General features: G+C 61.4%; 20 protein-coding genes and 1 pseudogene. 1 reads left to right on the forward strand and 20 read right to left on the reverse strand.

Annotation, left to right across the window (positions count from 1 at the left end):
* Positions 1 to 22: 22 nt before the first annotated feature.
* The 12 genes and pseudogenes from ACUN0E_RS37885 to ACUN0E_RS37940 all read right to left on the reverse strand — a co-directional run bounded on the left by ACUN0E_RS37885 (position 23) and on the right by ACUN0E_RS37940 (position 13601).
* Positions 23 to 1274, reverse strand: a pseudogene (locus ACUN0E_RS37885) (glycosyltransferase).
* Positions 1267 to 2388: a non-hydrolyzing UDP-N-acetylglucosamine 2-epimerase gene (gene wecB / locus ACUN0E_RS37890; RefSeq protein WP_445569829.1), complete on the reverse strand. Its 1122-nt coding sequence runs from the start codon at positions 2386 to 2388 to the stop codon at positions 1267 to 1269. The pseudogene ACUN0E_RS37885 and the gene wecB overlap by 8 nt, the downstream one beginning before the upstream one ends.
* Positions 2385 to 3962, reverse strand: a complete 1578-nt coding sequence (locus ACUN0E_RS37895) for a polysaccharide deacetylase (protein ID WP_445569830.1) — start codon at positions 3960 to 3962, stop codon at positions 2385 to 2387. The genes wecB and ACUN0E_RS37895 overlap by 4 nt, the downstream gene beginning before the upstream one ends.
* Entirely contained in the window at positions 3959 to 5341 is a 1383-nt protein-coding gene (locus tag ACUN0E_RS37900) for a phenylacetate--CoA ligase family protein (RefSeq protein WP_445569831.1), read from the reverse strand. The genes ACUN0E_RS37895 and ACUN0E_RS37900 overlap by 4 nt, the downstream gene beginning before the upstream one ends.
* A 200-nt stretch (positions 5342 to 5541) precedes the next feature.
* Positions 5542 to 6318: an ABC transporter ATP-binding protein gene (locus ACUN0E_RS37905; protein WP_445569832.1), complete on the reverse strand. Its 777-nt coding sequence runs from the start codon at positions 6316 to 6318 to the stop codon at positions 5542 to 5544.
* A gap of 4 nt (positions 6319 to 6322) precedes the next feature.
* Positions 6323 to 7141, reverse strand: a complete 819-nt coding sequence (locus ACUN0E_RS37910; protein ID WP_445569833.1) for an ABC transporter permease — start codon at positions 7139 to 7141, stop codon at positions 6323 to 6325.
* 1 nt (position 7142) lies between these two features.
* Positions 7143 to 8558, reverse strand: a complete 1416-nt coding sequence (locus tag ACUN0E_RS37915; RefSeq protein ID WP_445569834.1) for a mannose-1-phosphate guanylyltransferase/mannose-6-phosphate isomerase — start codon at positions 8556 to 8558, stop codon at positions 7143 to 7145.
* Positions 8559 to 8804: 246 nt separating this feature from the next.
* On the reverse strand, positions 8805 to 9731 hold the full coding sequence (gene rfbD, locus ACUN0E_RS37920) for a dTDP-4-dehydrorhamnose reductase (protein WP_445569835.1): 927 nt from the start codon (positions 9729 to 9731) through the stop codon (positions 8805 to 8807).
* Between the two features lie 11 nt (positions 9732 to 9742).
* A complete protein-coding gene (gene rfbC / locus ACUN0E_RS37925; RefSeq protein ID WP_445569836.1) occupies positions 9743 to 10294 on the reverse strand; it encodes a dTDP-4-dehydrorhamnose 3,5-epimerase in 552 nt (183 codons plus the stop codon).
* Positions 10279 to 11172 (reverse strand): glucose-1-phosphate thymidylyltransferase RfbA, encoded by an 894-nt coding sequence (gene rfbA / locus ACUN0E_RS37930; RefSeq protein ID WP_408216390.1) that lies wholly within the window; start codon positions 11170 to 11172, stop codon positions 10279 to 10281. The genes rfbC and rfbA overlap by 16 nt, the downstream gene beginning before the upstream one ends.
* A 9-nt stretch (positions 11173 to 11181) precedes the next feature.
* A complete protein-coding gene (gene rfbB, locus ACUN0E_RS37935; protein WP_445569837.1) occupies positions 11182 to 12243 on the reverse strand; it encodes a dTDP-glucose 4,6-dehydratase in 1062 nt (353 codons plus the stop codon).
* A 446-nt stretch (positions 12244 to 12689) separates the two neighbouring features.
* Complete coding sequence (locus ACUN0E_RS37940) at positions 12690 to 13601, reverse strand: GDP-mannose 4,6-dehydratase (protein WP_408390529.1); 912 nt, start codon at positions 13599 to 13601, stop codon at positions 12690 to 12692.
* Positions 13602 to 13803: 202 nt separating this feature from the next.
* Between ACUN0E_RS37940 and ACUN0E_RS37945 the strand changes: the two genes are divergently transcribed.
* A complete protein-coding gene (locus tag ACUN0E_RS37945) occupies positions 13804 to 14682 on the forward strand; it encodes a symmetrical bis(5'-nucleosyl)-tetraphosphatase (RefSeq protein WP_408390531.1) in 879 nt (292 codons plus the stop codon).
* A 9-nt stretch (positions 14683 to 14691) separates the two neighbouring features.
* On the opposite strand, the gene ACUN0E_RS37950 is transcribed toward ACUN0E_RS37945, so the two are convergent.
* The 8 genes from ACUN0E_RS37950 to ACUN0E_RS37985 form a co-directional block, all read right to left on the reverse strand.
* On the reverse strand, positions 14692 to 15543 hold the full coding sequence (locus ACUN0E_RS37950) for a lysophospholipid acyltransferase family protein (protein WP_445569838.1): 852 nt from the start codon (positions 15541 to 15543) through the stop codon (positions 14692 to 14694).
* Between the two features lie 37 nt (positions 15544 to 15580).
* Positions 15581 to 16861, reverse strand: coding sequence for a dihydroorotase (locus ACUN0E_RS37955; protein WP_445569839.1), 1281 nt, complete (start codon positions 16859 to 16861; stop codon positions 15581 to 15583).
* 42 nt (positions 16862 to 16903) lie between these two features.
* Positions 16904 to 17929: an aspartate carbamoyltransferase catalytic subunit gene (locus ACUN0E_RS37960; protein ID WP_120346234.1), complete on the reverse strand. Its 1026-nt coding sequence runs from the start codon at positions 17927 to 17929 to the stop codon at positions 16904 to 16906.
* A gap of 126 nt (positions 17930 to 18055) precedes the next feature.
* On the reverse strand, positions 18056 to 18598 hold the full coding sequence (gene pyrR / locus ACUN0E_RS37965) for a bifunctional pyr operon transcriptional regulator/uracil phosphoribosyltransferase PyrR (RefSeq protein ID WP_445569840.1): 543 nt from the start codon (positions 18596 to 18598) through the stop codon (positions 18056 to 18058).
* Positions 18585 to 19025 (reverse strand): Holliday junction resolvase RuvX, encoded by a 441-nt coding sequence (ruvX, locus tag ACUN0E_RS37970; RefSeq protein WP_408332982.1) that lies wholly within the window; start codon positions 19023 to 19025, stop codon positions 18585 to 18587. Before ruvX ends, pyrR begins: the two co-directional genes overlap by 14 nt.
* Positions 19022 to 19600, reverse strand: a complete 579-nt coding sequence (locus ACUN0E_RS37975) for a YqgE/AlgH family protein (RefSeq protein ID WP_054041678.1) — start codon at positions 19598 to 19600, stop codon at positions 19022 to 19024. Before ACUN0E_RS37975 ends, ruvX begins: the two co-directional genes overlap by 4 nt.
* 260 nt (positions 19601 to 19860) lie before the next feature.
* On the reverse strand, positions 19861 to 21276 hold the full coding sequence (locus ACUN0E_RS37980; protein ID WP_445569841.1) for a hypothetical protein: 1416 nt from the start codon (positions 21274 to 21276) through the stop codon (positions 19861 to 19863).
* 256 nt (positions 21277 to 21532) lie between these two features.
* Positions 21533 to 21703 carry a rubredoxin gene (locus tag ACUN0E_RS37985; RefSeq protein WP_006047743.1) on the reverse strand — a complete coding sequence of 57 codons (171 nt, stop codon included), beginning with the start codon at positions 21701 to 21703 and terminating at the stop codon, positions 21533 to 21535.
* Between the last annotated feature and the right edge of the window lie 136 nt (positions 21704 to 21839).

Raw genomic sequence — 21839 nt, forward strand, 5'->3', positions numbered from 1 at the left:
TTGTAAGTCATGGTCTTGATGATCACGCAACCGCACCCAGCGAGCCCGGCTTACCGGCCCCGTCCCGACCATCGCTATGAAACGTGATGCCAAGCATCTTGTCTAGCCGACGTTCCCAAGTGTTTTCGCCCACCGCCGCGCGCGCCTCATCCGCGCTCAACTTGCCGCGGGCCAGTTGCTTCTCGATCGCCGCGACGAAAGCGTCGAGATCACCGCCCACTTCGAGCCCGGCACGCGGTTCTTTCGCAAAGTCCAACGGCGTCGACACCACCGGCAAGCCAGCGGCCAGGTATTCGTAAAACTTCATCGGGAACATCGAACGGGTGTACTCGTTCAGCAAGGTCGGGAGGCACACCGACCTGCATGCCGCGCATATAGTGCGGCAAGGTCTGATAGCTGCGATAGCCGAGAAGATGCACGTTCGGCAAACGTGCCAGTTGCGCGAGCAATTCGCTGCGCTGCCCTTCACGCTCCTCGCCAATGATGAACCACTGCCATTGTGGCCGAGCCTGCGCGGTCTGCAAAAGCAGCGGGAAGTCGACCTTGAAGTCGGACAGCACACCGTGATACACCAGCCGCGGCTCCGGAATCGCGGCAAGCTCCGGCGGCAACGGCCCATCAGCATGCGCCTCGCCGAAGTGCGCATCGTCCACCACGTTGCCGAAGTAGTGCGTGTTCGGGTTATACGGCAGACAAGTCTCTTGCAGCGATTTTGCAGTCGTGAAGACTGCGTCGCAACGCGCGAGCAGTGCTTGCTGTGCATTATTGAACGCTGTCACGTCAACGCCAGGAATCGCAGCGATATCGTCGACGCAGTGATACACGAGCGGCCCGCGCGGCAGCGTCGCAATTGCGTCGAGCATGTACGGGTGATAAGTCCAGACGACCGGATCCCTGAAGCGCCGCGACTTCGCGAAACGGGTCACAGAAAACCGCAGCAACGCCTGGTTCAGCGCTCGCACGAACGGTAGATGGTGCCCAGCCGGCACCATCAGCGGCGATAGCACCCAGACGTTTTCAGCGCGCTGCGGCGGCCCGATTACGAGCGACTGCACGCCACGCCACAGACGGCGCCACAAGCGGGCCCAGTCGCGCCCGCTGCCGACTTTGGGCGAGCGGAAACCGACGCTCTCCACGTAAAGCACCCGCCAGCCGCGCGCGGCCAGAATGCTCGCCGTATGCTGTTTGTTCGTCCAATACGGCTCGTCCCAATCGGCGGTAGAAAACAACACGCAGTCTCGCGCGGCAGGCGTCGTGTCCTTGCGTTCAACCACTGAACACCTCGACCGGCCGGCCCAGCAGACTATCGAGAATGCGCTGCGAGGCCAATCCGTCGCCGTAAGGGTTCGCGCGATTACGCAGCGCCTCTCGACGTGCCGGATCGTCGAGCCAGCCCATTACCGCGCGCTCGATATTGTTCGACGACTGACCGGCCAGCGTTGCAAAGCCCGCGTCAACACCTTCGCGCCGCTCAGTGTGATTGCGCATCACGACGACCGGCACGCCGAAGGTCGGCGCTTCTTCCTGAATGCCACCGGAATCGCTGACGACGACCGCGCTGCCGCTGATCAGATAGAGACTGGTCGGATAATCAACCGGCTCGATCAAAGCAAGATTAGGGATGCCGTTCAGTTCACGCAGCACCGGTTCACGCACGGCCGGATTCAGGTGCACCGGAAAGATCCAGCGGTAATCGCTATAGCGCTGGCAAAGGTCGCGCAACACGCGACAAATGTCTTGCAACACGTCACCGAAGTTTTCGCGCCGATGACAAGTAACGAGGATGTGCTGCTGCTCGGCGCCCGTCCATAGCGGCAGCGGACTCGCCGGAGGCGTAACGTCCCAGCTCCGGCGCACTTCGGCAATCGCATCCACTACTGTATTGCCGGTGACGATGATTTTTTCCGCAGCAATACCTTCGCTCAACAGACTCTGGCGCGCGAGCTCGGTTGGCGCGAAGTGCAGTGCGGTGATGTGGCTCAGCAGGGTGCGATTCGCTTCCTCGGGGAACGGGCTCTTGAGATCACCGGTGCGCAATCCGGCTTCGACGTGGCCAACCGGAATCCCGCGATGAAAAGCGGCGAGACCAGCGCAAAATGCCGTGGTCGTATCGCCTTGCACGATCACCCAATCCGGGCGCACCTGGTCCAGCGCATGATCGAGCGCCGACAAAAGACGCGACGACAAAGCGTTTAGCGATTGCCCGGGACTCATCGTGTCGAGCGTAATGTCCGGTTCGATGCCGAAGAACTCGAGCGCTTGCGCAGCCATGTCCTTGTGCTGACCGCTCGCGCAGACGACGGTATCGACTTCGGTGCGCAACGCCCGTACGACCGGCGCAAGCTTGATAACCTCGGGCCGCGTGCCCATCACCACCATGACTTTCATTGGAATGATTTCCCTGCCTCGACTTGCACGTGAGCACCGCGAAACTCGACGCCAAGCGTCAAAGGCGACGCGCCATTCGACGGTGTCAGAATGCGGAACGTCCCGCCCTCTTCGATCACCTGGGCCAGCGACCTGAACTTGAGAAAATCGAGCGCCGCTTCCTCGTGCATGAAGATCGGTTTTTGCGCCTTGCTTCTGATGTACGCAATGAATTTCTCGTGAGCGTCGATGCGCAATGCCTCATCCGGCCAGCCATATGCATAGCGCTCAGAGAACGGATGGTCCAGATAACCAAACAGCGTGTTGGTGACGTAAGCGCCGTCAAAGGCCTGCTTGAAAATGGCAAGCTTGTCGCCCTCTTTGAGCATACATTCGCCGTGCAGCATGCACTGCTGACTATGTCCGATAAAGCCTGCCGGCAAGCCGGCCAACGCGCCGCCACGCGCCGTCAGGAACTCCGGATCATTACGGATGATCCCGCCGATGCAACCGTCATAACCGGCGTCGGCAAGGCCACGCATCGCGTAGGACGGCGACTGGTGAAACGGCGACACCGCGTAGCGCACCGGGGTGCCGGTCACCGCTTCGATCAAGGCCGCCGAATGGGCGCCCTCTGCGAGGGCCGTTTCATAGCTGCCACCCCAGTTCGGCGCATGGGTCGCCGTGTGCGACAGCACAGCACCCTGTTGCCGGTCCGCCAGCAGCTCACGAAGAATGCCGTGATGCTCCTCGCGATCCAGGTTCTGCGTGTGCACCGCCAATGTGAAAGGCACGCCCAGACGCTGATAGGCTTGCCACAACGGACGCGCCGACTCGACGTCCTCATCGCAATCGAGCCGCGATGTGATCGCCGCGTCGTAACCCCACGGCAACTCGCTCAGCACCGGCTGACACGGCAACGCGTCCGGCCGATAGCCCGACAGAAAATTCTCGACCATGCGCCATTCGAACGAGTCACACGGGCCGACCGCACGGTTGAACCACAGTACGCTCGACGTGCCTGTATCGGACAGCGCAGCATACGAGAACTGTCGCTCCCCGGCCACGAAGACAGCCGCGAGTTCCGCTTCGGCAGGCACCTGGACCGCTTGCCCAACCGACCAGATCGAACCGTCGCCGCGAATCGCGCCATAGCCGAGGTTGTTCCACTCGTCGGCGAAGTCGAAACGCTCGAATGGACGCTGCCAGGATTGGCCGTCCAGCGACTGCGCCAACGCGCCGTAGCGCACCACCGCCGCGCTCTCGCGCGCTTCGCCCGACGGCGCTGGCGCGCTGCGGCTTGCGGTCTCCAACCCGGCCGGCCAATCCGTCGTGTGATAGCGCAGATAATCCGCGAGCGCTACCGGCATGTGGCCGAACACCACGAGCTTGCGAGGCTGGGCACGCAACCACTCGATCAGGTCCGCGCTCCACCCATCGGGTGCGTCGACTGCGACGACCACATCCGGTGCAATCTCGCGCAGCCTGCTGCGCGAGATCGATTGCGCCTGGGTCGAGCTGACCGAGCGCCGTACCGCCGCCAATACATATTGGCCAGCTTCTGCCGACGCACCTGAGAACAGAATTCCAATCATGCGGTCACCACGTGACGAAATTTAGCGCGGCTACCGACACGCACCAGATCGTCGTGCCCAACATAGTCGATCGTGAAAGCATCCTGCCAGAAGTGGCGTAGCTTGTTCGTCGTTTCTTCCGCGTTTGCAGTCGGTTCAAGCACGATTCGCAAAGTGGGCGGCGTGGTTCGCAGATCGATCTGGAACTCCTGAATCCCACCGACGCGATGATCAAGCATGTCCTGAATATGGTGTGTCGGGTGCGCCACGCCGTTGATCGGCACGACGTCATGAATCCGTCCGACGACGTCCGTCAGGAAGAAGCCCTTCTCGGTCTCCTGCACGCGCGCAAGGTCGCCCGTCGCGTAGCGGATCAGCGGCATCAACCGGTTGCGGAAACCTGTGAAAACGAGCTCATGCGCGCCATCGGGATTGCCTTCCGAGACACGGCTTTCTGGCCATCCTTCGGACTCGAGAATCTGGAAGCCGCCTTCATGGCCATCAAGTTCATAGGCCATCACGCCGAGCTCCGCTAGACCGTAGCGATCGATCACCCGGCACCGCAATGCCTTCGCAATCATTTCGCGCGCATGCGGCTCAAGCAATTCACCGCTCGACTCGAACACGGCAAACGCCTTGCCGCCACCGTATTTGCGCTGCACGTAACACGCGAGCGCATACATGGTCGACGGATGCGAGTGGGCGAGATAAGGCTTACGACGCTTGAGCGTCTGCCACATTTCCTCGAGACCCTGGTCGTCGATCCGGTCGAAGAAGATGTTGCTGCGATTCATCGCGAAGCATTTGAAGTCTTCGCGCGACGGCCATTCCGGAATCGCTTGATCCGGGAAACGGCAGGCAAAGTGAAGTTCCGAACGATGGCGCAACTTACCGATCCGCTCGCGTGCGTAGAACGTGACGGCAGACGAGTAGTCCGCGCCTTGCTGATCGTAGTAGATCGTGGTCGACAATCCCGTCGAGCCACCAGTCTTGCAAATGTGATGGCGGCCTGCTTCGAGCGGTATCGACAACATGCGCGGACCCTGCTCGCGAATGATGTCCTTGGTCAAATAAGGGAGATCTTCCAGATAGCGCGAGTCTTGCTTGACCTTTGCAGGATCGAACTGCTTTGCTTGGAACAGGTCACGATAGTACGGCACCTGGGCACCGGCGAATTCGAGAATGTTGGCGAGCCGCTCGAGCGCAATGCGACGGCGATGCGGCATCGGCAACGCGTAGTGCTGCCGCAACTCTTCGATCTTCGGACGTACGCAGCGCTTTTCGCGACTCTCGGCGATCGGATAGGCAATATAGCCACCCGCGAAACCCTTTAGCGTGCGAAAGGGCTGCCGCACAAGCAGTGACTCGGAGTACCGCAGAAATGGATGATTAGCTCGCATGAATTCGAACCTTGTTGTGCCTGTGTGGCTCCCGCCGAACGCGCTGCTGGAGGTCCGCAGCCGCGTTCAGTGGCACTGTTGTATTGGGCGAGAGGCCTGTCTACCGGCCGAAGCTCGGCACCCGCATCACACATTTTCGAATGTACGCATCAAGCTGTGCCGTGATCATCCGACTGGTTCACGCATGCCCGCTTGCCGCGTCAGTGCGGTAACCGCGCAGAGTCACTGATCAACGGCCCGTCACTGACTTCCGGTGCGATCACCGGTTCGTCGGAGACCATCTTGCCGTGCTCCATGGAAATCTTGCGATTACACACCCGTGCCACCAGCTTCGGATCGTGCGATGCAACGACCAGCAGCGATGCCTTGCCCACCAGGCTCTCGAGACGTTCAGCCGCCCTGATGCTGAATTCCGCATCACCCACGCTCAGCCATTCGTCCATGATCAGAATGTCGGCTTCGACGCTGGTCGAAATGGCGAACGCAAGACGCAGCATCATCCCGCTCGAATAGGTGCGCACCGGCAGATTCAGGTAGTCGCCCAATTGGCTGAAATCGGCGATTTCGTCGATCTTGCTACGGATACGCGCCGGTTTCAGGCCGTCGAGAATGCCACGCAGATAGATGTTCTCAAAGCCGGTTGCATCGGGGTCGAGGCCCATCGACACATCCAGAAGCGAAGCAATCTTGCCCTGCACCTTGAGTTCGCCGCGTACCGGCGCGTACACGCCCGAGAGCGTGCGCAGCAGGGTTGTCTTGCCCGAACCGTTGTGGCCGATCAGACCCACGCGCTCGCCTTCGGTAAAGCTGAAAGTGAGGTCGTCGATCGCTTTAACGATCGCGTGACGACCCGCATCCTGGCCGATCCGGCCACCCGTCGTGAGATTCAGCACCGCCTTTTTCAATGAGCGATGGGAGTTCTCGTAGATCGGAAATTCGACGGAGATGTGACGAGCAACAATCGATGAGGAACTCACAATATCAAAGCCAGTAAGGAACGCGATTACGGAAACGTTTCATCAGGAATTGCGCGAAGGCAAAACCGACAATTAACAGGCCGATCGACCACGCCCACGACTGCCAATGAGTCGGGCGACCGGTCAGCGGCGCACGCACGGTCTCGATCAGGTGATAGAGCGGGTTGTATTCGGCGACCCACGCGCGGTCCTTCAGAATTTCAGGGGACCACATCACAGGCGTGAAGAAAAACACGACCTGGATCAGATTGGTGACAATCGGCGGAATGTCACGAAAGCGCGCGCACAGCACGCCGAGCGTCACGCCGAGCCAGACGCCATGCAGCAACAGAATAGCGAGTGCGAACGGAACCAGCAGGAATTCCCAGCCCGGCCAGCGCCCGAAAATGAGCAGCAACACCACGACCACCGGCAAGCTGTGCAACAGAATCACAAAATTGCGCCACGCGATGCGACATACGTGGACGGTAAGTGGCAAACGGATCTGCTTGATCAGATAGGCGGCGCCAATAAAGGCAATACAGCCCTCATTTGCTACTGCGGCCAGATACGCCCATACGACCAGACCAACCGCGAGGTACGGAAGATAGTTGGAGATTTCCTGATGCAACAAGGTGGAATACAGCGCGCCCAACACCACCACCATGATGATCGTACTCAACGTAAACCAGAAAGGCCCGAGCACCGAACGGCGATACCGTTGCCGGATATCGTGCCATCCCAGCGTGCCCCACACCCGCACCGACTTCATGCCGACGATCAAATCGTCGCTCTCAGTGTGGCGAGTGAGGTCTTCCGAATCGTTGCTAAAACTGATATCCATCTCAAGTACGTCCGTAAATGTCTTCAAAGCGGACGATGTCATCTTCGCCCAGATATTCGCCGCTCTGCACTTCAATCATCACGAGCTCGACTACACCCGGATTTTCGAGGCGATGTTTATGACCCGCGGGGATGTAGGTCGACTCATTGGTCGATACGAACAGTTCCTGCTCTCCGTTCACGACCTTGGCCATGCCACTGACCACTACCCAATGCTCGTTGCGATGATGATGCATCTGCAAGCTGAGACTCGCGCCCGGCTTGACCTCGATGCGCTTGATCTTGAAACGAGGGCCTTCTTCGAGCACCGAATAAGTCCCCCACGGCCGGTGCACCGTACGATGCACCTTGTACGTTTCGTGACCGCGCGACTTGAGTTCGGCAAAAATCTGCTTCACGTCCTGAGCCCGGTCCTTATCCGCGATAAGCAGTGCGTCCGGCGTATCGATCACGATCAGGTTCTCGACGCCCACCGCGCCGATCAGCCGGTCGCCGCCACGTAAATAGCAGTTCTTGACGTCGAGCAGCAGTGCTTCGCCTTCGACACGATTACCGCTGCCGTCCGCTGGCGAGAGATCGCTGAGTGCCGTCCACGAACCGACATCCGTCCAGCCGATGTCGCAACAAACCACCGCGGCATGCTCACACCTCTCCATCACCGCATAGTCGAACGACACCTCCGGCACCGCGCCAAAAGAGCCCGGCTCGAGACGAACCTGCGCGCCGTCCTTACCCTCGGCGGAGGGCGACTTCTCCATGCACTCGGCAGCCGCACCGAGAATCTCAGGACAATGCTGCTGCATTTCCTTCAAAATCGTGCCTGCGGTAAAGCAGAACATGCCCGAGTTCCACACGAACTTGCCCGAGGCGAGGTACTCGCGGGCCTTCTCGATCGACGGTTTCTCGACAAAGCGCACCACCTTGTCGCCATCAGCCTCGATATAGCCATAACTGGTTTCGGGCGTCTCTGGATGTACACCAAACGTCACCACCTTGCCCGCCAGCGCCAGCTTCTGCGCAGCCGCCACAGCTACGGCGAACGCCTGCTGGTCACTAATCAGGTGATCGGCTGCCAGCACCAGCATGACCGTCTTGTCCCCGTGCACTCTCGCCGTATGCAATGCCGCCATGGCAATCGCCGCAGCCGTGTTGCGGCCGAACGGTTCGAGAATGAACGAGGTTGCACATCCTTTTGTGTTCACCTCGCGGAAATCGTCCTCGGTCTTGAAGAACAGATCGCGGTTCGTTACCGTGAGCACTTCCTTCACGCCCGGCAGCGCAACCGCGCGCAAGAACGCCTTTTGCAGCAGGCTCTCGCCATCCGCGAGGCGGATGAACGGTTTCGGGTGCGACTCGCGCGAGACCGGCCACAGTCTCGAACCCGCCCCGCCACAAAGAATGATCGGTAACAAACTCACAGCGCCCCCTCAGTACCGTATTTATTGCGGAAGTGCCATGACCACGAATAATCAGCACAACCCACAAAATCAATCGGTCGTACAACCATCCGCGCACCCTGAGCATCAACGCGTTTGGCCCAGATAACGGACCAGCGCGAGTCTTCCAGACCGAACGATATTCTACCCCTGCCCCCTTTCACTATCGTCAGACAGCCGACGCACCGCGCCACGTGCCGAGCTTCGGGCAAGGGCGTGTCCTATACGTCAAGAACGGGCTGCAGGCGATCGCGGAAAAGCGTCGGTCAGGCACAGCCTCAAGGCATCGCGCCAATGCGGCGCGGCAAGCCCGAACACCTGCGCCAGTTTCTCGTTCGACATCCGTGAATTGGATGGGCGCTTTGCCGGCGTAGGATAGTCAGAAGCCGGAATCGGCAGTGCCTTCGGTTGGTTCGGCAGGTCCGCGAGTTCGAAAATGGCCGACGCGAAGCCGTGCCACGAAGTTGCATCGCCGGCGCACAGATGATAGATGCCTGAGCGCTCGCTCCACCATGTAGCACTGTCTTCCGCGGCAAAAGTCTGGGCGCTCAGATGCGCCGTCAGTGTCGCAATCGTATTGCTCCAGGTCGGCGCGCCGAACTGGTCGGCAACGACCTTCAACTCGGGCCGATCGGCACCGAGTCGCAGCATGGTGAGCAGAAAATTCTTGCCGCGGGTGCCGTAGACCCAGCTCGTTCGGAGCACCAGATGATTCACGCCGGTCGCGGCAATCGCCTGCTCACCGGCAAGCTTGGTGCGCCCGTACGCATTCTGCGGATCCGTAGGATCGTCTTCAACGTAGGCACCCTCTTTCTCGCCGTTGAACACGTAATCGGTCGAATAGTGAATCAACGCTGCACCGAGCTTTTTCGCCTCTTCGGCCAGCACGCCCGGCGCTTCGCCATTGACGCGCATGGCGAGATCGAACTCCTCTTCTGCCTTGTCGACCGCGGTGTAGGCCGCGGGGTTGACGATCAGTGCAGGCCGCACGTCTCGAACAACGGCACGGACCTGATCCAGATTGGACAGATCCAGCGTGGCGCGGTCAACCGCGACCACGTTGCCAAGCCCTTGCAACGTACGCGCGAGTTCGAAGCCAACCTGACCATTTACACCGGTGACGAGAATCGTCCGCCTGGCATCACGTGCGCTCATGCGGCAACCCCTTACTCGAAGTATTCAGCATCGACAAGCCGCTTACCCGCCGCATCCTTAGCAGCCAGCAACGGCTCGAAGTCGATCGGCCATTCAATACCAATCTCCGGATCGTTCCAGACGATACTGCGCTCGTGTTCGGGGAACCAGTAATCCGTGGTCTTGTACAGAAACTGCGCAGTCTCGGACAGCACGACGAAACCATGCGCAAAGCCTGGCGGCACCCACAACTGCCGGTGATTCTCTTCCGACAGAATCACACCCACCCACTTGCCGAAGTTCGGCGAACTCTTGCGGATGTCGACTGCAACGTCAAACACCTCGCCTTCCACGACGCGCACCAGCTTGCCTTGCGCATGCACGATCTGATAATGCAGACCGCGCAGCACACCGCGTGCGGAACGCGAATGGTTGTCCTGAACAAACTCGACGCCAGCTTCGACATGTTCGGCAAACTCACGACCGTTGAAGCTTTCGTAGAAAAACCCACGTGCATCACCGAACACTTTCGGCTCGATGATCTTGACTTCGGGCAGCGCGGTAGCGGTTACTTGGATGGCCATGCAACGTGGTCCGTAAGAAGGTTTTGCAGATACTTGCCGTACGCGTTCTTCGCGAGCGGCTTGGCTAGTGCAAGCAGTTGCTCACCGTCGATCCATTCCTGCCGGTACGCGATCTCTTCCGGACACGCAACCACCAGACCCTGGCGCTTTTGCAGCGTCGCGATGAACGTCGCCGCTTCGATCAGCGAATCGTGCGTGCCCGTGTCGAGCCACGCATAGCCACGCCCCATGATCTCGACATTGAGTGCGGCGTTGGCCAGATAACGCGAGTTGACGTCGGTGATTTCAAGCTCGCCACGCGGCGACGGTTTGATGTCCGCCGCGATATCGCAAACCTGCTTGTCGTAGAAATACAAGCCGGTAACAGCGTAGTTCGAGCGCGGCTTGACCGGCTTCTCTTCGATCGACAGAGCACGGAACTGCTTGTCGAATTCGACAACGCCGTAACGCTCCGGATCGTGCACGTGATACGCGAACACCGTAGCGCCTTCATCTTTCTCGTTGGCACGTTCGAGCTGCTTCGCGAGATCGTGGCCGTAGAAGATGTTGTCGCCGAGAATCAGCGCCGACGGATCGTTGCCCACAAAGTCGCGGCCAATGATGAACGCCTGCGCAAGACCATCCGGCGAAGGCTGAACCGCGTACTGAATATTCATGCCCCACTGGCTGCCGTCGCCGAGCATGGCTTCGAAACGCGGCGTATCTTGCGGCGTGGAAATGATCAGTACGTCACGAATACCCGCCACCATCAACGTGGACAGCGGGTAATAGATCATCGGTTTGTCGTAGACCGGCAGCAACTGCTTCGATACGACGTGCGTAATCGGATACAGGCGCGTGCCCGATCCACCCGCGAGAATAATGCCTTTGCGCGCCATGCCGTGCCCTTACGCGCGCTGCGCGTAGTTAGTCTCAACCCACTTCCGATACTCACCCGAAGCGACTTCGTCAGACCACACCTGATTGTCCAGATACCACTGAACCGTCTTGGCGAGGCCGGTCTCGAAGGTCTCCGCCGGCTTCCAGCCGAGCTCGCGCTCGAGCTTGCGGGCGTCGATCGCATAACGACGGTCATGACCCGGACGGTCCTTCACATAGGTGATCTGATCGCGGTACGAAGCGCCCGCCTTCGGACGCAATTGGTCGAGCAGATCGCACAGCGTATGCACGACGTCGAGGTTCTTCTTTTCGTTCCAGCCACCGATGTTATACGTCTCGCCCGGCGTGCCGCGCGCGAGCACTTCGCGGATCGCGCTGCAATGGTCGCCGACATACAACCAGTCGCGCACGTTCTGACCGTCGCCGTACACCGGCAGCGCCTTGCCGCCGAGCGCATTGGCGATCATCAGCGGAATCAGCTTCTCGGGGAACTGATACGGGCCGTAGTTGTTCGAGCAGTTCGTGGTGAGCACCGGCAGACCATACGTATGATGGTAAGCGCGCACCAGATGGTCGGAACCCGCCTTGGTGGCCGAATAGGGGCTATTCGGCGCATACGGCGTGGTTTCGGAAAATTGCGGATCGGTAGCGGACAGCGAGCCGAACACTTCGTCGGTCGAGACGTGCAGGAAACGGAACGCAGCCTGGTCGGCCTCGCCGAGCGCATTCCAGTACTGACGGGTGGCTTCGAGCAACGTGAAAGTGCCAACCACGTTGGTCTGCACAAAATCAGCCGGGCCATGGATCGAACGGTCCACATGGCTTTCAGCGGCAAAGTGCAGCACGGCACGCGGCTTGTGCTCGGCGAAGAGCGCGTCAAGCGCGGCACGATCGCAGATATCGGCTCGCACGAACACATGCCGGGGATTGGCCTGTTGCGACTTGAGCGTACCCAGATTGCCCGCATAGGTCAGCTTGTCCACATTCAGCACCGCTTCGTCCGACGCATCGAGCCAGTCGAGCACGAAATTGGCGCCGATAAAGCCGGCACCGCCCGTTACCAGAATCATGAAATTCCCTTCTAGATGTTGGTGGCAGATCGGAATCAGCTCGCCGATCTACCCACCTCGCGTTGTGGTATCCGATTCTTGTCAACGCCCGCCGCCGCCCCTCGCACCGCGGGCAGGCGCTCAAACGCCAATCTTATGAAGCCCTGATTATAAAGCCGCCCTGAGCAAAAACTAGAACCCTAACAACTTGAAACAGCTTGACAGGTTTGGTTTCCATTGATTTCCGAGGGGGTGGCTTGACGGCGAGTGCCGCCACCAGAGGGCGTGTGCGCAAGCGGACCGACCGGCCCGCTGCCCGGGCGGGTAACCGGGTTGCGGCGCCGCACGGTCTGCATGAGACACGACGACGCGTGGCACCGGTAGCCGCTTAGGCCTAAGCGCGCCACCATGCGACCCCGCATCGCGAGATAACGGTAGATACCCGCAGATACCGTCGGATGCGCTAGTTAAGCCGCCAACATCCAGCGCAGTGTGTCCATGAACGGAATCGACTCGACCTTCGGCACCAGCGAGCGCAGCTTGGCCGGCGATCCGGCCAGCATCTTCACGTCGCTTTGTCGTACGAAAGCGGGATTGATCTGAATCTCGAGTTCATGCCCGGTCAGTTCGCTTGCTGCCGACAGGATCTCCCGCAGCGTGTAGGGCGTACCGGTACAGACGTTGACCGTTTCAGCCGCGGCCGCCGAGTCGAGCAAAGCCTCATAGGCGCTCGCCACGTAGCGCACGTCCGAGAAATCACGCGCCACGTCGATATTGCCCAACTCGATAGTCGGCTCACGCCGCGCGAAATGCTCGACGATCTTCGGTACGAGGAAATTCGATGCCTGGCCGCGGCCGGTGTAGTTGAACGGCCGCACGATCAGAATCGGCAAGCGGTCGAACCAGGTCCGCACCATCGTTTCCATTGCCGCCTTGCTGGCGGCATAGTGGTTCACCGGCGTGACCGGGAAGGTTTCGTCGATGGCATCGCTGGTGACATTGCCGTAAACGTTCGCGCTGCTCGCAATCAACAGCTTGCGCGGCGTATGGCCAACAGCCGCGCAGGCCTCCAGCAGATTCAGCGTGCCGATCACGTTGACGCGGTAGAAGTCGAGCGGGTCGTTATGGCCGACGAAACTGATCGCCGCCAGATGCACAATGTAGTCGGGCCGCGTCATTTCGATCACGCGGCGGCAAGCGTCGGGCGAGGTGATGTCGAGCCGCAACCGCGTCGGCGTTTCCGGTTCGTCGCGGCCACCCACCGTCTCGATCACGGTATGGCCGCGGCCGAGCAGGTTCTCCACCAGATAGCGGCCGGTAAAGCCACTCGCCCCGGTAACGAGGGTGCGAATAGGTTGCGTCGCATGGGCAGACGACATGCTTTCTCCGTTCACGAGGATCTTCCTGTTGTATTGCAATAATGCACCCGCCCTTGGCGGTCGTGCTGGCTAGCGGCCTCTGACGGCGCAATGCCCGATATTAGCGCTTCAAACCGGATATTATGTCACGCTAGCATGTTGCACCGCCCAACGCGGCACGTCTCGTGCGTACCTGCGTGTATCGATTTGCACCGACTCCCCGATGACAGCACCTACCGCCTTCACTTCCCCGACCCAGCCGCATCCGCTACCGCTCGCCTTCGGCGACCTGCAAGGCTGCCGCACGCCGTTCCAGCAGTTGCTGGCCAAGGCCGCGCCGCCCGATGGCACGCCACTGTGGTTCGCGGGCGACCTGATCAACCGCGGGTCCGAATCGCTCGCCACGCTGCGCGACATCATCGCGCTGGGAGATCGCGCCGTACCGGTGCTGGGTAACCACGATCTGCATCTGCTGTCGGTGTCGGCGGGAATTCGCAAGTCGAAGAAAGGCGACACGATCGACGATATTCTCGCCGCGCCGGATGCGGCCGACCTGCTCGAATGGGTCCGCCACCGTCCGCTCGCGCATTTCGACAACGGCATGCTGATGGTGCATGCGGGTGTTTTGCCGCAATGGGACGCCGCCCTGACGATGGAGCTCGCCGACGAACTGCAGCGGGCTTTGCGCGCGCCGAACTGGAAGGAAACGCTCGCGGGACTCTACGGCAACGAGCCGAATCGCTGGACGCCCGATATCAAGGGCATCGACCGGCTGCGCCTGACGTGCAGCGCATTAACGCGCATCCGCTTCTGCAATGCCGAAGGCGCGATGGATTTCAGCAGCAGCGGCGGGCTGAATTCCGCGCCGCCGGGCAGCATGCCGTGGTTCGACGTGCCGTCGCGCAAGACCGCGAATGTCACCGTCGTGTTCGGCCATTGGGCCGCGCTTGGCTTGACCTTGCGCGATAATCTGATCGGCCTGGATTCCGGCTGCGTATGGGGCGAGAAACTTTCCGCCGTGCGTCTTGCGCAAAATCCTGCGGAACGTACGCTGACACAAGTCGACTGTGAAACTTGCCGCGTGGCAGGCGGCGGTAACTAAGCCGCCCCGTTAAGCCGACCGGCCGGACTGATCGACTGGTTCGATCAGCGTCGGGGAAACGCTGGAGGCGTCAGACGCGTTAGGCAATGAAATCGACGCAGCGATCGCAGCACCGGACCTCGTCATGCCGCCCTGCATCTCCCGCAATGCCGCTGCAATCACCCCTTCCGCCTCCGCCGCCAGCGTGCGCCTGTCCGCACCCGGCGCAAGCGGCGCGCCGACATACACGTGTGCTGTCAACGGACCGCCGCGCAGCAACATATTCAGCGAATCAGCGAGCGTCAGATCGTCGATATACGCAGGCGCGGTGGATTGCCGGCCCTGCGTATCTTCATACATGATGCAAAGCGGCTGCACCGGCGCCGAGGCCGACACGGCGGCCTGGAACATATTCGCGTGAAACGGCAGCAGCGCCAGACCACTTGACGTCGTCCCTTCAGGAAACACGCACATCAGCTCGCCAGTGCTCAGGCGATCGGACAGTTCATGCATGATCCGCTTCGCGTCGCTGCGCTTCTCGCGCTGGATGAACACCGTGTCCAGTTGCTGCGCAAGCCAGCCGACCACTGGCCACTGCCGGATCTCAGCCTTCGACACGAACGGCGTAGGCCGCCACGCATTGATCACGTAGATATCAATCCACGAGATGTGATTGGCGACCACCAGCGCGCCGCGATCGAGTCGCACGCTGTCGTTATGCACGACGAGCTGCATGCCGCACAAACGCAGCATTTTCAACGACCATTCGCGGTTGAGCGTCTGCCGCCCATCCGCGCCGGCCTTGGGAAAGCGAGTCGCGACGATCCACATGCCGTGCAGCAGATGCGCGATGAGACGGGCCTTGCGTAGCGCGAGCTTCATTGTCGGAGCTTTCCGTAACTGGGCAATGGCGCGGATATTAACGCTGTTCGAATGCAACGTGACCGGACACGATGGTCGCTCGCACGCGCGCCGGCAGTTCATAGCCGAGGAACGGCGTGTTGTGCCCCTGGCTCTTCAAGGCACGCGGCTCGACGCGCCAATACGCGTTGCGGTCGAACACGCAGAGATCGGCAACGGCGCCCACGGCGATGCGTCCGGCCGCCTCAAGCTTCAGCACGTCGGCCGGCGCTGTGGTGATGCGGTTCAGCGCCTTTGCCAACGGCACGCCCGCTTCGTCGGCCCATTTGAGCGTCAGCGACAGGAACAGCTCGAGGCCCGTCGCACCCGGCGTGGCTTCGGCGAACGGTAGCAGCTTTTCGTCGTCGTCGACCGGCGTGTGGTCGGAGCAGATCGCGTCGATCGTACCGTCGACGAGACCCGCGCGGATCGCTTCGCGATCGCGCTGCTGACGCAACGGCGGGTCGAGCCGGAATTGCGCGTCGAAGTAGCCGATGTCGACGTCGATCAGATGCACATGGTTCACGGTGACGTCGCAGGACACCGGCAAGCCCTCGGCCTTGGCCGCGCGCATCAACGCAATGCCCGCCGCCGACGACACATGCGACAGATGCACCCGCGCGCCCGTCACACGGACCAGTTCGAAGATCGTGTGCAGCGCGATCGTCTCGGCTGACGCCGGCACGCCAGACAAACCGAGCCGCGATGCCAGCGCGCCGCTCGCGGCCACGCCGCCCTTGCCGAGATACGCATCGACCGGACGCAGCCACACGGTATAGTCATAGGTCTTCGCGTACTGCAACGCGCGCATCAATATCTGCGTGTCCACTACCGGCACGTCGGCCTGCGAAAAACCGATACAGCCCGCTTCGGTCAGCTCGACCATCTCGGTGATGACCTGGCCTTTCAGGCCAACGGTCAACGCGCCGAGCGGATACACATGCGCCTGGTTCAGATTGCGCGCACGGAACTTGAGCATCTCGACGAGCCCCGGTTCATCGAGCGTCGGATCGGTATCCGGCGGACAGACCAAACTCGTCACGCCGCCCGCGAGCGCCGCGGCCATTTCGGATTCGAGTGTCGCCTTGTGTTCGTAGCCTGGTTCGCGCAGGCGCGCGGACAGGTCGACCAGGCCCGGCGCGATATGCAGGCCTTTAGCGTCGATCGTCTTCGCTGCGTTGAAATCAGCAGGTGCGTTGCCGATGGCGACGATCTTGCCCGCTGCGATAAAAATGTCCTGCTGTTGTTCGGTGCCCGCTGCCGGATCGATCAGCGTGCCGCCTTGAATATGAATCTTCATGCGCTGCCTTATTGTGTAGCCAAGCGTGTGTAGCCAAGCGGTTTAGTCGTGATTACCCGCGACGATCCCCATCACCGCCATGCGCACCGCGATACCGAACGTGACCTGGTTCAGAATCACCGATTGTGGACCGTCGGCCACCTGCGAATCGATTTCGACGCCACGATTCATCGGGCCTGGGTGCATCACGATCGCATCAGGTTTGGCGAGCGCGAGGCGCTCCGGCGTCAAACCCCAGCTCTTGAAGTACTCCTGCGCCGACGGCAGCAGCGCGCCGCTCATCCGCTCGTTTTGCAGACGCAGCATGATGATCACGTCGACGTCTTTCAGGCCTTCGTCGAGGTTATGGAATACGCGCACGCCCATTTGCTCGAGACCGCCCGGCAGCAGCGTGCGTGGACCGATCGCACGCACTTCCGGCACGCCGAGCGTGGTCAGCGCATGAATGTCCGAGCGCGCGACCCGCGAATGCAGAATGTCGCCGACGATCGCCACGCGCAGATTCGTGAAGTCCTTCTTGTAGTGGCGGATCGTGTACATGTCGAGCAGACCCTGGGTCGGGTGTGCGTGACGGCCGTCGCCGGCATTGATCACGTGCACATGCGGCGCGCAGTGCTGGGCGATCAGATACGGTGCGCCGCTCGATGCATGGCGCACAACAAACATGTCGGCATGCATCGCCGAGAGATTGTTGATCGTGTCGAGCAGCGACTCACCCTTGCTCGTCGACGAAGCATTGATGTTCAGATTCAGCACGTCCGCCGAAAGACGCGTCGCGGCGATCTCGAAGGTGGTACGAGTGCGCGTCGAGTTCTCGAAGAACAGGTTGAACACCGACTTGCCGCGCAACAGCGGCACCTTCTTCACTTCGCGATCGGTCACGCTGACGAACTGGTCGGCGGTATCGAGAATGTGATTGACGATCGCCTTCGGCAAGCCCTCGATCGACAACAGATGTTTGAGCTCGCCGTTTTTCGTGAGCTGCGGATTGCCCTTCAGGAAGCCATAACGGAAGCGCTCGGTAGCACTGTCGGCTGAATCCTGGGAGGCCTGGGTGGCGGTGTTCATGGTGTACCTGCTTCAAATACGGGCTTCAACGTGTACGACGTCGATGCTGACTGCGTGTGACGGCTCAATCTGCGCGTTCAGTGCCGCAGCGCGTGAACCCGCTTTGCTGGATATGCGGAGTCGCGTTCAATCAACGCGTGCTTCAGTGTGGAACGTGAAATGCGGGTTGCCATCGACTCCACCTTGTTCGCGGGCAAGAACAAGCGTCGCATCGGCCGGCACATCCACCACGCCGCCGACGAATCGCGCCGCCACCGGCAGCTCGCGTCCACCGCGATCGGCCAGCACCGCCAGTTCGACCGATGCCGGACGGCCGTAGTCGTACAGTTCGTTCAACGCCGCGCGAATCGTGCGGCCGGTGTACAGCACGTCGTCCACCAGCACGATGCGGCGCTTGTCCACGGAAAACGGCAGCGAGGTTGGGCTCGCCTGCGAGTGCAGGCCTTTTTTTGCGTAGTCATCGCGATGCAGCGCGACATTCACCACGCCGAAGCTCGGCACCTGCAGGTCGCGCGCGAGGCGCTCGGCAAGCCACGCACCGCCACTGTAGATACCGGCCAGCACAGCGCCTTCGGCATCGTCTTGCCCGGCGCAGAGTTTGTCACCATAAGCGGCACGAATCTGTTCGAGCAAAGCGCCGTAGAGCGCTTCGGCATCAATGGAACTCATGATCGTCGGAAAGTCCGTCTAGATATTGCTGGAGGATGATGCTGGCGGCCTGGGCGTCGAGCATGTCGGCGCGGCCGTTGCCGGCGCGGATTTCCGCCTTTGCCTCGACCGACGAGTAGCGCTCGTCGATCCATGTAACCGGCAGATTGAAGCGGCCATTCAGCTGATTACCGAAGCGCTTCGCGAGTTGGGTCATTTCGTGCGGCGTACCGTCTGGATGCATCGGCAAGCCGACAATCAGCGCGTCCGGCTTCCACTCAGCAATCAACTTGCCGACCGCCTCGAAGCGGTATTCGCGGCTGCGGTTCTGCACGATCACGAGCGGCCGTGCGCTACGGGTGAGCGAATTGCCCACCGCCACGCCGATCCGCTTTTCACCATAGTCGAACGCAAGCAGCGTCGCCTCACGTCCGGCCGGCAGGCTCATGCGTGACCTGCTTCGCCCGACAGCATCGACAGTGAAATGCCGAGCAGCGCGAGCGCCGCTTCCAGGCGCTCTTCCGCGGGCACGTCGAAAACGATTTTCGGGTCGGCTTCAACGGTGAGCCAGCCGTTCTTCGAAATCTCTTCTTCGAGCTGACCCGCGCCCCAGCCGGCATGGCCAAGCGTGAGCAGGAAGCGCTCCGGACCGGTGCCGCTCGCGACGGCTTCGAGCACGTCTTTCGACGTGGTCATCTCAAGCCCGCCTGGCACCGACATTGACGACGTATAGGCATTGCCGTCTTTCGGATCGTGCAGCACGAAGCCACGCTCGGTTTGCACCGGGCCGCCGAAATACACGGGCACATGAAGAAGGGGTTCGATCTCGAGCTTGAGATCGATGCGACTGAAGAGCGCTTCCAGGTCGATATCGGTCGGCCGGTTGATCACGAGGCCGAGCGCGCCGCGCTCACTATGATCGCAAAGGTAGACCACCGTCCCTGAAAACGTGGGATCGGCCATGCTCGGCATGGCGATCAGGAACTGGTTAGTCAGATTGATGCGATCGGTACTCTTGGACATAGTTCGGATTTTAGCAAAGACGATGCAGGATGGCGGGCTTTGAGCGCGGGACCGCGATGTGCGCGATGAAGTGCGCCGCGAGCCATCGACGGCGAATCAAGTTCCACTCTATCACGCACGCAGGCCTTGTCCACGGTGCGGGTTAGCGGTGTTTTACGACACGCATATCGCGTGCCTCCGGATTCCATCGTTGCTGCTCCTTGCTGCCGGCATGAGGATGCTTACCGGCGCATAGGACGTGATGCTGATATCGCAGCGGCTCAGGCGCCGCCCTCTTCGATCGAACGCGTCAATGCGGCCAGCGCAGCGCTGCTGCCTGTCGGCGCGACGCCCGCAGCCACTTTGTGCAGCATCGCACGCAAAGCTTCGGCCGCCTGCTCGAGCGTGCTCGCCGCCGGCGCGCCCACGATGACGTGGGAACGCACCGCCGGCGTGAATACGCCGGCGTGTGCGCGGCGGCGCCACGCAAGCCCCAGCGCATCGGCGACCAGCGCGATGTGACCGAGGCCCAGCGCGCATGCGGAGGCACCGAGCCGGTAAGCGGCGTCGCCCGCCTGCAGCGCCTCGCTCGGATCGGCTTTCTCGGGCTGATCGGCCGCGCGGGCATGCTCGGTCAGCGCCGAAATCGAGGCATCCGCCGTCTGCAGGAAATCTTCATACGCGTGCGCGTTGACGGTCAACACGCCCAGCTCGCGCGTCAGCGCGCTGCGGGTTGCACTGATCGTCTGTGCCTGCACGGCGCCAGCTTCCCAGAGCATTTCCGATGCCTGGGTGCCCGCCACGTGCCAATCGACCGTCAGGCCGTAGTCGTGCAGCACTTCGACATGATCGGCGTCTTCCGCCGCAGCGCCGAACAACGCGTAATCGCGCCACAGCAACGCCAGCGTCGTGCGCACCAGCGAACGCGGCGCGCGCTCGATACCGCGCGCGTGATCGGCCAGCGCGAGGTTGCAGCGCGCATAGAAACGCCGTGCGTCGGCTTCTCCGGTGGCGCGGCCGCCGACGCGCAGCGCCTTGGCACAGGCTTTGGCGAGACGCCAGAAATCATAGGGGTCCGGACCGGTGAGTTCCGTGAGGACCGCGTCCAGTTCGTCGAGCGCCGCGTTTGTGAAAGCGAGCGCTGCGCCGCTGCTATCGGGCTGCGAGCGCAACACGGGCAGCAGCGCGCGTTCATAGCGCGCCCGCAAATGGGCCAGTTGATCCGCCGACTGGGCGTGCAGCGATGCAGGCGGCACGGGGCGCGCGCTCAGCGCGAGATCTTCGAAAGCGACAGTCGAACCGGGCGTGTGCTCCGACAAATGGGTACAGAGCCCGCGATAGTGATTGAACAGTGTGGGCGAGCAGGACAGCTCGCGCAGATTGTGGCGCTCAAGCGCTGCGCGGAAATCGTGCAACGCGGCGCCGAACACGGCCCGTGCGCTGTCCGCATCAGCCAGATCGCCCTCGCTCTCGGCCAAAGGCGAAAGCCGCACCAGCGCGTCTGCGAAACGTTGCGCGCTCAGCCAGCCGGCTTCGCGCAATGCGTGCGACGCACACAGCAGCGCCGAGGTGCTTTCGCTGTGTTGTTCGAACGCTAGCAACGCCTCGGCCAGCGCCAACTCGGCGGAACGGACTGCGCCGCCGCGCGGATTCGGCAAGGCATCGAAGGAATCGGGTGCAGCGGATCGAAGAGTCATGGGCAGGCGACAGAAAGCTGACGGGCCGCCGCTCAGCGTCGCACGAGAGACTGATCGGCTAACGCGCGAACTGGCGACAGGACAATGACAGACTACCGCTGCGACGCGATGCAACCGGAGACATTCCGCGTCGACGCGTTGGGGCTATGTTCCGAGCGCGTGAACCGCGTTCGATCCGGCCGACGCTGCCTGCAAAACGCCGCGCCGCAGTCACGCGGCGTGGCACTCCGCCGGACACCGCCACTTGCCCCGAACCTCAGATCTGGACCATCTCGAAGTCTTCCTTGCGCGCTCCGCATTCCGGGCAGGTCCAGTTAATGGGAACGTCCTCCCAGCGGGTGCCCGGCGCAATGCCTTCGTCCGGCAAACCGGCTTCTTCGTCGTAAATCCAGCCGCAAATCAGGCACATCCAGCTTTGATATTCCATTCTTGTGTCGCGTCGTAGAGTCCGTGGAAACGGGAGCCATGATGGTACCGTGTTGCCGCCCCAATGCCTAGCAATCAGAAACGCCCAATCGCAGTGTGCGACGGCCTTTGGCTAGAGGTTTGCGTCGGTTCGCTCC

This window comes from Paraburkholderia sp. D1E (genome assembly GCF_052682275.1).